Source organism: Streptomyces spinoverrucosus (assembly GCF_006539505.1).
Taxonomy (GTDB): domain Bacteria; phylum Actinomycetota; class Actinomycetes; order Streptomycetales; family Streptomycetaceae; genus Streptomyces; species Streptomyces spinoverrucosus.
Genome location: NZ_BJND01000043.1, coordinates 85,112 through 96,349, shown reverse-complemented (window position 1 = coordinate 96,349; position 11,238 = coordinate 85,112). Strand labels below are relative to the sequence as shown.

At 70.2% G+C, this 11,238-nt stretch carries 14 protein-coding genes; 8 read left to right on the top strand and 6 right to left on the bottom strand.

What is annotated here, in order from left to right; genetic code table 11:
* The first annotated feature begins 119 nt into the window (after positions 1–119).
* The gene (locus SSP24_RS27525) at positions 120–611 is read left to right on the top strand and encodes an HAD domain-containing protein (RefSeq protein WP_141312399.1); all 492 of its coding nucleotides are present in this window, start codon (positions 120–122) and stop codon (positions 609–611) included.
* On the opposite strand, the gene SSP24_RS27520 is transcribed toward SSP24_RS27525, so the two are convergent.
* Positions 580–1,473 (bottom strand): NAD(P)-dependent oxidoreductase, encoded by an 894-nt coding sequence (locus SSP24_RS27520; protein WP_141312398.1) that lies wholly within the window; start codon positions 1,471–1,473, stop codon positions 580–582. The genes SSP24_RS27525 and SSP24_RS27520 overlap by 32 nt on opposite strands.
* A gap of 81 nt (positions 1,474–1,554) precedes the next feature.
* On the opposite strand from SSP24_RS27520, the gene SSP24_RS27515 reads away from it, so the two are divergent.
* Both SSP24_RS27515 and SSP24_RS27510 read left to right on the top strand, forming a co-directional pair.
* Positions 1,555–1,905, top strand: coding sequence for a winged helix-turn-helix transcriptional regulator (locus tag SSP24_RS27515; RefSeq protein WP_174864725.1), 351 nt, complete (start codon positions 1,555–1,557; stop codon positions 1,903–1,905).
* Between the two features lie 271 nt (positions 1,906–2,176).
* The gene (locus SSP24_RS27510) at positions 2,177–2,746 is read left to right on the top strand and encodes a DinB family protein (RefSeq protein WP_141312397.1); all 570 of its coding nucleotides are present in this window, start codon (positions 2,177–2,179) and stop codon (positions 2,744–2,746) included.
* A 52-nt stretch (positions 2,747–2,798) separates the two neighbouring features.
* Here the strand turns inward: SSP24_RS27510 and SSP24_RS27505 are convergent, their stop codons facing one another.
* The 3 genes from SSP24_RS27505 to SSP24_RS27495 all read right to left on the bottom strand — a co-directional run bounded on the left by SSP24_RS27505 (position 2,799) and on the right by SSP24_RS27495 (position 5,189).
* Positions 2,799–3,392 (bottom strand): DinB family protein, encoded by a 594-nt coding sequence (locus SSP24_RS27505; protein ID WP_141312396.1) that lies wholly within the window; start codon positions 3,390–3,392, stop codon positions 2,799–2,801.
* On the bottom strand, positions 3,389–4,267 hold the full coding sequence (locus SSP24_RS27500) for a GNAT family N-acetyltransferase (RefSeq protein WP_141312395.1): 879 nt from the start codon (positions 4,265–4,267) through the stop codon (positions 3,389–3,391). Before SSP24_RS27500 ends, SSP24_RS27505 begins: the two co-directional genes overlap by 4 nt.
* A 106-nt stretch (positions 4,268–4,373) precedes the next feature.
* On the bottom strand, positions 4,374–5,189 hold the full coding sequence (locus tag SSP24_RS27495) for a DUF899 domain-containing protein (protein WP_141312394.1): 816 nt from the start codon (positions 5,187–5,189) through the stop codon (positions 4,374–4,376).
* Between the two features lie 378 nt (positions 5,190–5,567).
* Here SSP24_RS27495 and SSP24_RS27490 point away from each other — a divergent pair, with 378 nt between their 5' ends.
* The 5 genes from SSP24_RS27490 to SSP24_RS27470 all read left to right on the top strand — a co-directional run bounded on the left by SSP24_RS27490 (position 5,568) and on the right by SSP24_RS27470 (position 8,382).
* Positions 5,568–6,164: a DUF6817 domain-containing protein gene (locus SSP24_RS27490; protein WP_141312393.1), complete on the top strand. Its 597-nt coding sequence runs from the start codon at positions 5,568–5,570 to the stop codon at positions 6,162–6,164.
* A gap of 79 nt (positions 6,165–6,243) precedes the next feature.
* The gene (locus tag SSP24_RS27485; RefSeq protein ID WP_174864724.1) at positions 6,244–6,495 is read left to right on the top strand and encodes a hypothetical protein; all 252 of its coding nucleotides are present in this window, start codon (positions 6,244–6,246) and stop codon (positions 6,493–6,495) included.
* A gap of 178 nt (positions 6,496–6,673) precedes the next feature.
* Positions 6,674–7,213: a helix-turn-helix domain-containing protein gene (locus SSP24_RS27480; protein ID WP_141312392.1), complete on the top strand. Its 540-nt coding sequence runs from the start codon at positions 6,674–6,676 to the stop codon at positions 7,211–7,213.
* A 61-nt stretch (positions 7,214–7,274) separates the two neighbouring features.
* Positions 7,275–7,880, top strand: coding sequence for a hypothetical protein (locus tag SSP24_RS27475; protein WP_141312391.1), 606 nt, complete (start codon positions 7,275–7,277; stop codon positions 7,878–7,880).
* A gap of 169 nt (positions 7,881–8,049) precedes the next feature.
* Complete coding sequence (locus tag SSP24_RS27470; protein WP_174864723.1) at positions 8,050–8,382, top strand: DUF2516 family protein; 333 nt, start codon at positions 8,050–8,052, stop codon at positions 8,380–8,382.
* Positions 8,383–8,455: 73 nt separating this feature from the next.
* On the opposite strand, the gene SSP24_RS27465 is transcribed toward SSP24_RS27470, so the two are convergent.
* Both SSP24_RS27465 and SSP24_RS27460 read right to left on the bottom strand, forming a co-directional pair.
* Complete coding sequence (locus SSP24_RS27465) at positions 8,456–9,808, bottom strand: PP2C family protein-serine/threonine phosphatase (RefSeq protein ID WP_141312390.1); 1,353 nt, start codon at positions 9,806–9,808, stop codon at positions 8,456–8,458.
* A gap of 262 nt (positions 9,809–10,070) precedes the next feature.
* The gene (locus SSP24_RS27460; RefSeq protein ID WP_141312389.1) at positions 10,071–11,168 is read right to left on the bottom strand and encodes a C40 family peptidase; all 1,098 of its coding nucleotides are present in this window, start codon (positions 11,166–11,168) and stop codon (positions 10,071–10,073) included.
* Positions 11,169–11,238: the final 70 nt, after the last annotated feature.

The following is an 11,238-nucleotide window of genomic DNA, read 5'->3' as shown; positions in this document are numbered from 1 at the left end:
AAAGAGATCGGCGGGCCCCGGACCCGCCACAGCCTCATTCAGAGGCCGGGCACCCAACTTGCTCGCGGCACTTGGCCGCTAACCCGGCAGTCATGTGGGCCACAGTAACCTAGGCTGCGATGCTCCTGTTCCTGGATATTGACGGGACGCTGCTCCCGTTCGGGTCGGCGGGTCCGTATCCGGTGTACGAGACGCCCTTCGAGCGGGGCGCCGCGCACCCGTTGCTGACCAGGGTCGATCCGGCACTGGGCCCTCGACTGCTGGCGCTGGGCTGCGAGTTGGTGTGGGCCACCACCTGGCTGGACGAGGCGAACGAGGTCATGGCGCCCTGGCTCGGCCTGCCCCCGCTGCCGGTCGTGGACTGGCCGGAGGAGGTGGCGCGGCCCGGCCCGCTGCACTGGAAGACCCGGCCGCTCGTGGCCTGGGCCGCGGGCCGGCCCTTCGTATGGCTCGACGACGAGATCACCGGGGCCGACCGGGACTGGGTGGCCGCCCACCATCCCGGCCGGGCGCTCCTGCATCGTGTGGACCATCGGGTGGGCCTAACGGATGCGGACTTCGCATGGGTGGCGGGGTGGGTCAGTGGCCGTGGCGGCTCAGCAGGTCCGTGACCCGGATGAAGCCGTCCGTGCCGTGGCCGAGGGCGATCACGCGGCGGGCCTGACCCTCCACCGCGCGCATCACGCTCGCCTCGATGGCGTGGGCCTCGGAGGCCTCGATGATGTGGGACATGGAGGAGGCCGCCGAGGTGATGGGGTTGAGGTCGCCGGAGTAGTTGCCGGCGTCTGCGTCGCCCGCGAACTCCTCGAACAGCGGCGGAAGAATCGCGGCGATGCCCTGCGCGAAGGGCGCCAGCTCGCGCCCGGTGATGCCCTCCGCGCGGGCGGCGGCCAGGGCGTGCGCATAGCCCGCCATCGCCGTCCAGAAGATGTCGAGCAGCGCGATGTCGTACGCCGCCGCCCGGCCGACGTCCTCGCCGAGGTGGGTGTGCGTGCCGCCGAGGGTGTCCAGGACGGGCTGGTGCGCGCGGTACACGTCTTCGGGGCCGCTGTGCAGGAACACCGCCTCGGGCGTGCCGATGGTGGTTGTCGGGGTCATGATCGCGCCGTCCAGGTAGCGGATGCCGTGCGCGGCCGCCCAGTCGGCGGTGTCGCGGGCCCGGGCCGGGGTGTCGGCGGTGAGGTTCACGAGGGTGCGGTCCTTGAGGGCGTCGGCGACGGCGGGCTGCCGGAGGATCGCGTCGGAGGCGTCGTAGTTCACCACGCAGACCACGACGAAGTCGCTCGCCGCGACCGCCTCCTCCGCCGTCCCGGCCGCCGTCGCTCCCCGGGCGACCAGCTCGGCGTCCCGGCCGGGGGTGCGGTTCCAGACGGTGGTGCGCAGACCGGCGTCCAGGAAGGCACCCGCCAGGGCGCGGCCCATCGGCCCCAGACCGAGCACGGTGACGGCAGACTGGTCGTCGTACGTGGACATGCTTGTTCAGCTCCCTTGAGAACGACACGAACAATTCAGCACAGAAATGCATCACAACAATTCATTGCAAAAGGGGCGACGATGACGCGCAGGCAGGCCCAGAATCCGAACGTCTGCGGAGTGACCGCCGCGATCGCGGTGATCGACGGCAAATGGAAGACGTCCCTGCTCTGGCTCCTGGAGTCAGGCCCGCACCGCCCCGGCGAACTGCGCCGGAAGCTGCCGGGCCTCACCGAGAAGGTGCTGACCCAGGCGCTGCGCGAGATGGAGACGGACGGCCTCGTACACCGCGAGGTGCACGACGTACTGCCCCTGAAGACCGTCTACTCCCTGACCGACTTCGGCCGCGAACTCTCCGAGGCACTGGCCCCCCTCTCCGACTGGGGCCACCGCCGTCTGGAACGCCTCACCGCGACCTCGTCGGCCTCCTGACCACCTGCTTCAAGCCTCGCGCCGGGGGCGCGCGGTGCCAAGTACCCACAAAAAAGTGGCTATGCGGGGAGCGACGGCCGTGCAGCATGGGGGCATGCGACGCCATGAATACACCCGCACGCGCGCGTACGTACGGCGGATGTGATGCGACGGGGGGCATGTGCCCTCTGAACCCCCCGAACAGCGGTCAGAATCTGACCTCTTTCCTTGCGACGGTGGTCCCGTGCCGAAGACCGAGAACGACCGGAAAGGCCCGATCACCGTGACTGCCATGACCCCGATCGCCCCGCCGCTCGACGCCGAGCGCACCGATCTGCTCACCGCGCTCGCGACCGCGCGAGCCGCCCTCATCAGGACGACACGCGAGCTCAGCGACGAGCAGCTCGGCGAACGTCCGACGGTCAGCGCGCTGTGCCTGGGCGGCCTGATCAAGCACGTCGCCTCCATGGAGGAGATGTGGATGCGCTTCGCGGTCGAGGGCCCCTCGGCGATGCACTACGACCTGCCCGTGGGCGTCACCTGGGCCGACCTCGCGGCCGGTACCGCGCCCGAGGTGCCGCAGTGGGTGATCGACCACCAGAAGGAGTTCGGGATGCTGCCCGGCGACACGCTGGACGGCATCCTGCGGCGCTACGAGCAGGTCGCCGCCGACACCGAGAAGATCCTCGCCTCCGTCCCCGACCTGTCGGCGACGCATCCGCTGCCGGAGGCGCCGTGGCACGAGCCGGGAGCGGTGCGCAGCGTGCGCCGGGTGCTGCTGCACATCGTCGCCGAGACCACCCAGCACGCCGGGCACGCGGACATCCTGCGCGAGGCGCTCGACGGGCAGACGTCCACCTGACGCGGTGAGCCGGAAAGCCGGGCGGCGGCCGCACGCCGACCGCCGCCACGCTTTACGCGCCTTCGTCGGCCTCCCGAGCCGCCCGCTCCAGCCGGGCGCGGTAGTCCTCCCACCAGGCCGAGTCGCCCGGCGGGACGCCGGTGTTGTCCTGCCGCATCCCCACGGCACCGTCGATGAGCTCACGGAGGATGTCGGCGTGCCCTGCGTGCCGTTGCGTGTCGGCGATCACCCGCACCACGGCGTGATGCAACGTCACCTCATCCTTGCCGTCCGACCACCAAGGCACCCTGCCGACGGTGTCCAGCGGGAGGGCGTCGATCGTCGCGTCCGCGTGCGCCCACGCCCGGCGGTAGAGGTCCACGACGAACTCCCGGGACTCGTCGGCGGTGGCCCACATGTCCGCGTTGATCTCGGCGCCCTCGTCGAGCCAGGGCAGCGGCTCACCCAACGGCCGCCCGAAGACGTCGCCGAGATACCCCAACTCCACGCTGGCCACGTGTTTCACCAGCCCGAGGAGGTTGGTACCCGTCGGCGTCAGCGGACGCCGGATGTCGTACTCCGAGAGCCCGTCCAGCTTCCACAGCAGGGCATCGCGGGCGGACTGCAGGTAGAAGTGGAGATCGGCTTTGGTGTCCGTTGCTGTCATGGGGTCAGTCTGCCGCCCATAAAGTCGTATGCCGCCCAGTCGGTGAGCTGGCGATAGCCGAGGCGCTGGTAGAGGGCGTTGCTGGTGGGGTTGGACCGGTCCGCGAACAGCACGACCTCCCTCGCGCCCGCGGCCAGCGCGGCCCGGCTCACCTCCGCCGTCACGGCGCCCGCGTAGCCGCGACCGCGCAGGTGGGCCGGGGTGTAGACGATGTCCACCTGGATCTGGCCGCCGATCAGCGGGTTCAAGCCCGCGATGGAGACGGGGGTGCCGTCCGGGGTTTCCCAGAGTGTGTAGCGCTTGTCGGCGAAGCGCGTGCTCGCCCAGGAGTCGGCGTCAATGGATACGACTTCCCCGACGGCCTTGGCGAACTCGCCGCACCAGAACATGACTTGCTCAAGGTCGTCCTCGCCCAGGACGCGGCCCCGGCCCGCCGGCAGCGGCTCCGGTGGGGTGAGGGTGCCGAGGCGGTACAGACGGAGCCGGGTGTCGCGGAGTTTCGGCGTCGCGCCGGTGTGCCGCTGCCAGGCCTCGGCGAAAGCGGTGGCGGTGCTGTGGTCGGCGCTGACGGAGGGCAGGGAGTGCCCGAGGGCGGCCAGGTGGGCGGCGAGGGTATCGGCCTGCTCAGGAGTGAGCGGGGTGGGGGACAGGGCGCGGGGTGGGAGGCGGTGGAAGGTGGCGTGGACCTTGCCCGCTCGTCCCAGCACGCCGAAGACGGGGGCTTCGGTGCCGAACGCGTCCGCCCCACGCGTACGCACTCTCTCGGCCCACGTCAGCGCCATGACGTGCAGGCCGGGTCGCGAGCGCAGGAAGTCTCCGGCGCGGACGAGGAAATCGTCGACGTCTTCAGTCAGGTACCAGCCATCCGGTCGCATGCTTCATGATTCCCTGTGCTGTTGAAGTACCCAACGGTTTTCCGCCACCGTAGTTGGTGGAAGTGCCGCCGCGAGGAACGATCACGGCTCCGTCGGCGAACGCGCGTCAGTGGTGGTGGCCGTGTCGGCCGAGGGTCTCCACGGGGGTCGCGCCGGGGCGGGTCCACTGGGGCACCGGGCGGCTGGTCGGGCCCCACGTGGCGTTCCCGTTCGCGTCCGTGCGCCAGTACCAGCAGGCCTGGCGGCGCTCGGACGGGGACCCCTCGCGGACATCGCCGATCACGGGCCAACCCTCGGGGTTGTCCTCCCACGCCTCGCCGCGGCCGTAGGGCGTCATGTCGAGCAGGGCCAAGGACCCGTTGACCGGCTCGTTGCCACGGCCCGTCGTGGAGTAGGTGAGGAACACGCGGTCGCCGTCGCGCAGGAAGCAGGCGAGGTAACCCATGTCGCCGCCGACGGGCTCCTCCACGCCCCGCACCGAGTACCAGGGCTGGGTGTACCCCATGAACTCGACGTAGGGAGCCACCTCGTCCCATGGGCCCGTGGTCAGGACGGCGAACGACACGCCCCGGGCGTTGAGGTAGACGGCGTCCTTCATGTGCCAGGCCGTGGTGGTGCAGCCCTCGCACTGCCCTTGGTGCGGCGCACCGTCGTACCACATGTGCTTGTACACCACGAGCTCGTCGCGCCCCTGGAACAGGTCGAGGAACGGCACCGGGCCGTCGGGCCCGACGACCTCGACGGTCCCGTCGAACTCCACCATCGGCAGCCGACGGCGGGCCGCGGCGATGGCGTCGCCCTCGCGGGTGTGGGCCTTCTCGCGGACCAGCAACTCGTCACGGGCGGCCTGCCAGGTGGCCAGGTCGACGACGGGCGGGCGTCCGGTCAGCGTGCCGGTCGGTTCGTCCGGTGTGGTCGTCATGGTGTCCTCCGTGGTGTTCTCGTGCCGGGCAGCGTCGTACGACGTCCAACGACGCTCACCAGAACAGACTCGCGCGCCGACCGGAACTCATCGCGGCAGGAGGCGCCGTCGGCTACGGACACCACGGATGACCTGTCTCAGCGAAGGTGAAACATGCTGTGCTGCCGAGAACGCCCTATGCGCTTGCCGCTGTATCGGACCGCAGACCCAAGCCATAACTTGGGTATAGCTAGAAAACCGTGGGATTGACCGGTATTGGCGCCACCCGCGATGATCAGCGCAGGGCCCAGGCGGCAACCCGTCCGGCGCCTTCGCGGGTCCGGACCCCAAGCGAAGGCACGGACGGGTGCCGACCCGAGCGACGGAAGGATCCCGCCCGTGCCTGTTCCCCCTGCCGCTTGCGATCAGGCCATCGCGCTCCTGCGCGAGCTCGGAGCCGCAAAGATCGCCCACCCAGGCGGTACTCTCCTGGCGCACCTCCAGCGCGTCCAAGAGCAACTCGCGGTATGGGGCGCCCGCCCCGCCCTCCAGCTTGCGGGCCTGTGCCATGCGTTCTACGGCACTGACGGCTTCCCCACAGCGTTGATGTCCCTGGAGCGCCGCGCCGAACTCGCAGCGGCGATCGGCGCCGAGGCCGAAGCCATCGTGTACCTCTACGCCTCGTGCGACCGGAAGGCCACCTATCCAAGCCTCGCGGATGCCGACGCCTCGTTCCGCGACAGGTTCACTGGCCGTGCCCGTAATCCCGAGCCGCAGCATCGCCGGGACTTCGCTGAGCTGTCGGCGGCCAACGAACTCGACCTCGCCCGCATTGACCCATCCTTCAGCGAGAAGTGGGGAGCTGAACTCCTCGCCCTGTTCACCCGCTTCCGCCCCTTGCTGAGCCAACCAGCCTGGTCGGCCTGCCACGCCGTGCTTGCCTCGGATCCCCCTCCGCAGGACTGTGCAGGCCGTAGGAGAGCCGACCTGCCATGAGGATCGCGCCCCCGTCGGCTGCCCCTTGAGGCAGGTTTACCGAGACTCGGGGCGTCGACGGGGAGGCTGAGCATCTGCAGTGCCGATTCAGTGCTTCGCGCTCGGCCTCGAACTCGTCGAGGAGATCTATGACGCTGTACTCGCCGGTGTCAGCATGTTCATCCATGGCCACGGCGAAGCAGCGGCTCAGGCCGCACTCGCGATCGCGGACGCGCTGAACGCGCGAGCCTTCGACACGGGGTCGGGAAACTTCCTCACCAAGGACTCTGCTCGATCGTTCGAGTCGTGGCGTGCTTACCGCGACCAGGTCCTCGCCCCGGGACGTTCCTGAACGGCTGGTCGCTGTTGGAACGACCGTAGGTAGCCGGACGCAGCGTTGGGTCAGTTCGGGTCACCTTCAGTGAGACGCGTCCACCACGTAGGGCGCTTGGTGCGGCCGTCCGGGTGGTGTGGCGCACTATTGCAAGCGGGTGCTTGCAATAGTTAGCGGGGCGCGGCATGGTGGAGGTATGGCATCGCTCAACGTCGGCAATCTTGGTGAGTATCTGCGTGAACAGCGGCGCAACGCGCAGCTGTCGCTCAGGCAGCTCGCCGACGCCGCCGGGGTGTCCAATCCGTATCTGAGCCAGATCGAGCGCGGGCTGCGCAAGCCGAGCGCGGAGGTGTTGCAGCAGGTCGCCAAGGCGCTGCGGATCTCCGCCGAGACGCTGTACGTGCGGGCCGGGATCCTCGACGAGCGGGACCGGGACGAGGTGGAGACGCGTGCCGTCATCCTCGCCGATCCCACGCTGAACGAGCGGCAGAAGCAGGTGCTGCTCCAGGTCTACGAGTCGTTCCGCAAGGAGAACGGCTTCGAGGCCGCCAAGGAGAGCGCGGAGCAGGACGGTGACCCGAGTGACAGCAGCGATATCAGCGACAGCAGTGCCATCAGCGATCTCAGCGGCATGAGAGATGGCGACGGCAGCAGCGGTGGGGGCGACAGCGCCGTACGCGCCCCCCGTGCTGCCGACGACAGCGACGCCGACCCGCAGCAGCGATCCGCCGGTTGAGCCGGGCGGACCGCGGCGGGACCCAAAACCCTCACAGAAAGCCACCGGGAGGACCAGCACCATGGCCATCACCGACGACCTGCGCAAGACCCTCACCGACCCGCGGCCGCTCTACTTCGCCGCCGGCACCGCCGACCTGGCTTTCCAGCAGGCCAAGAAGGTGCCGGGCCTGGTGGAGCAGCTGCGCGCCGAGGCGCCGGCCCGTATCGAGGCCGTTCGCAACACCGACCCCAAGGCCGTCCAGGAGAAGGCCACCGCCCGCGTCAAGGAGACGCAGGAGACCGTCCAGACCAAGGTCAACGAGTTCCTCGGCTCCCTCGACTCCGACCTCAAGAAGCTGGGTGAGACCGCCCAGGACCTCGCCCTGCGCGGTGTCGGCGTGGCCGCCGAGTACGCCGTGAAGGCCCGGGAGACCTACGAGAAGGTCGCCGAGCACGGCGAGCAGGCCGTGCGCGGCTGGCGGGGCGAGACGGCCGAGGGGATCGAGGAACTGGCCATCGCCGTCGAGCCGGACACCAAGTCGGCCGAGGCCAAGGAGGACAAGCCCGCCACGGCTACGACCGAGGCCAAGGCGGAGGCCGCCCCGGCGAAGAAGCCCGCGGCCAAGAAGGCCCCGGCCGCTCGTAAGGCGACCACGGTGAAGAAGACGACGCCTTCGGGTAAGTGACGCGATGCGCGGACATCGTCCGCGGTCACACTTAGTAACACGAACGGGTGATCAGTAACGGGTCGGGCACTCCTTGGGTGCCCGGCCCGTTCTTCGGGTGACGGGCAGGCGGTTGCGGGTACGGTGACCGCGTAGGAACTAGCCGATACGGGTGGTGGACGTTGTGCTGATGCAGGGATTCGTCGGGTTCATGTGGCTGCTGAGCATGGCCCTGATCCTTTTCAGCGGCTTCGCTCTGATCGACGCCGCCACCCGCCGCGAGGACGCCTACCGCGCGGCCGACAAGCAGACCAAGCCCTTCTGGCTGATCATCCTCGGGCTCGCCTTCGTGGTGAACCTGATCTTCAACATCCTGTCGTTCCTGCCGATCATCGGCCTCATCGCGACGATCGTGTACATGGTCGACGTCCGCCCGGCCCTGCGCGGCCTCCCGGGCGGAGGCCGCGCCCGCCGGGGTTCGAGCAGCGACGGCCCGTACGGGCCGTACAACGGCGGGCGGTGAGCAGGCGCCGACTCTGATCGGACGCCGACACTGGTCCGGCGCGGACATTCATCGGACGCCGACGCGTACGCCGCTACGGCACCCGATCCAGCAACAGCACCGCCACATCGTCCGCCAGCTCGCCTCCATTGAGCTCCCGGACCTCGTTGACCGCCGCCCGCAGCAGCTGTTCGCCGCGCAGCCCCTGGGCCAGCTGGCGGCTGATCATCTCGACCATGCCGTCCTGGCCGAGGCGCTCGCGGCCCTCGCCGATGTGGCCCTCGATCAGGCCGTCGGTGTAGAGCATCAGGCTCCACTCCCGGCCCAGCTCCACCTGCATCCGCGGCCAGCGGGCGCCCGGCAGCAGGCCGAGGGCGGGGCCGTTGTTGTCGTACGGCAGCAGCCGCGGCGCGCGGCCTGGGCGGGCGACCAGCGGGGCCGGGTGACCGGCCAGGCACAGGCCCGCGCGGCGGCCGTCCGGCGCGATGTCGACCGTGCACAGCGTCGCGAAGATCTCGTCGTCCGAGCGTTCGTGCTCCAGCACCTGCTGCAGCGTGTTCAGCAGCTGGTCGCCGCACAGGCCCGCCAGCGTCAGCGCGCGCCACGCGATGCGCAGCTCCACGCCGAGCGCCGCCTCGTCGGGACCGTGCCCGCAGACGTCGCCGATCATGGCGTGCACGGTGCCGTCCGGGGTGCGGACCACGTCGTAGAAGTCGCCGCCGAGCAGCGCGCGCGAGCGGCCGGGGCGGTAACGGGCGGCGAAGCGCAGCGGGGAGCCGTGCAGGAGCGGTGTGGGCAGCAGCCCGCGCTCCAGCCGACGGTTCTCCTGGGCGCGCAGCCGGCCCTCGGCCAGCCGCCGCTCGGCTGTGTCGGAACGTTTCCGCTCCACTGCGTAGCGGATCGCGCGGCTCAGCAGCCGGCCGTCCAGCTCGTCGCGGAACAGGTAGTCCTGGGCGCCCACGCGGACCGCCTCGGCGCCGCGCTCGGCGTCGCCGGACGCGGTGAGGGCGAGGACGGCGTGCCGGGGCGCGAGCTCCAGTACGTGCCGCAGGACGGACAGCTCGTCGCCGCTGTCGTCGGCCCGGCCGGGCGCGGGCAGCGCGAGGTCCAGCAGGATGCAGTGGACGTCGTCGGTCAGCAGCCGCGCGGCCTCGGTGAGGTTGCGGGCGGTGCGGATCCGGATCGGCTTGCCGGCCTGGTCGAGCAGTTCGGGCACGATCGGGGAGCCGCCGGGGTCGTCCTCGATCAGCAGCAGCGTGAGGTTGGTGTCAGTGGTGGTGCTGGTGGTGGTCTTCGCGGCCTTCTCTTCCTTGTGCGCTTCGTTGCGCGGAGCCTCAGTACCGGGACCACCGGATGCACCGGAGAGGCCGCGGACTGCGGGCGCGGCCTGCGCCTGACCACTCTCCACGGCCGGGATCGCTCTCTGCCGCGGTACGGGTACGGGCATTGTCCTGGGTTCCTTCCCTCCCCCCGAGGGCATGGCGGGTGCGAGGGACCTCGCCCCACCGACGGGGACCATAGCGGGTGTCGGCGCCGCAACGGAATGGTGTGAGGCACGCCGCTCGGCGGTCGGCCACTGTCATATGCCGCGTTCCATACCGCAGTTGGACAGGATGCCGCCGGGACCGGGATGACGAAGGTCACGTCTGCGGGGGGTTTGGCGCCGGGGGAGCGTGGGGTGGGTCACGTGGCCCACGTCACCGGCGTCCTCAGGGCCGTACGACCCCCAGGATCGGCATCGAACCCGCACCCGCGATCGTGATCGTCCGCCCCGGCCGCGGGGCGTGCACCATCGCACCGTCGCCCACGTACATCCCTACGTGGGAGGCGTCGTCGAAGTAGATGATCAGGTCGCCGGGACGCATGTCCTTGATGTCGATGCGCTTCAGCTGCTTCCACTGCTCCTGCGAGGTCCGCGGGATGGCGCTGCCGGCCGCCGCCCAGGCCTGGGAGGTCAGGCCGGAGCAGTCGTACGTCGTCGGGCCCTCGGCGCCCCACTCGTACGGCTTGCCGATCTGCTCCGTGGCGAACTTCACGGCCGCCCTGCCCTGCTCGGTGGCCGTGCCGTCGATCTCGTCGAGGACGCCGGAGTCCAGCCAGGCGGTCTGCGCCTGGTAGGCGGCCTCCTCCTCCAGCTTGGCGAGGCGCTCCTTCTCCTCCTTCTCCAGCTGGGACTCCAGTTTCTCCGCCGCCGCGATCCGCTGCTCGATCTTCTTCTGGGCGGCGGCCTTCGCCTTGCGGTTTGCCTCCAGCTTCTCCCACTGGGCGGAGGCGTCCTTGGCGTACTGCTTCAAGTCCTGCTGGGTACGGGTCATTTCGGCCAGCAGATGCTTGGTGGCGCGCTGGCCCTGGAGGACGAGTCCGGTGCCGTCGAGGAACTCGCCCGGGTCGTCGCTGAGCATCAGATGGGCCTCGGGTGGGAGGCCGCCGGTGCGGTACTGCGCGGCGGCCGCGGCGCCGGCGCGCTTCTTCAACTCGTCGAGCCTCTCCTGGCCTTCGACGATCCGCTTGGCCAGCGCGACGATCTGGGTGGACTGCTGCTCGGCCCTCTCCTCCGCCGCGTTGTAGGCGTCGGTGGCCGAGGCGGCCTCACGGTAGAGGGTGTCGAGCTGCTTGCGGACGGCTTCGAGCTCCTCGTTCGTGGCTGGAGCCGAACCGGGAGCCGAACCGGCAGTCGTGCCAGGGGTCACGGACGGGGTGGGGGTCGGTGCGGGTGCCGCGAACGCCATGCCGGGTGCCGCCAGCACGGTGACCGCGCACACCACCGTCACGGCCGCCGCCATCACGCCCCGCTTGCCCCTGGCCATACCCCAGCCCCCAAACTGATTGCCCGTCAGTAACATCCAACGCCCGGGCGATCGTGCCATGCCGTGGCGC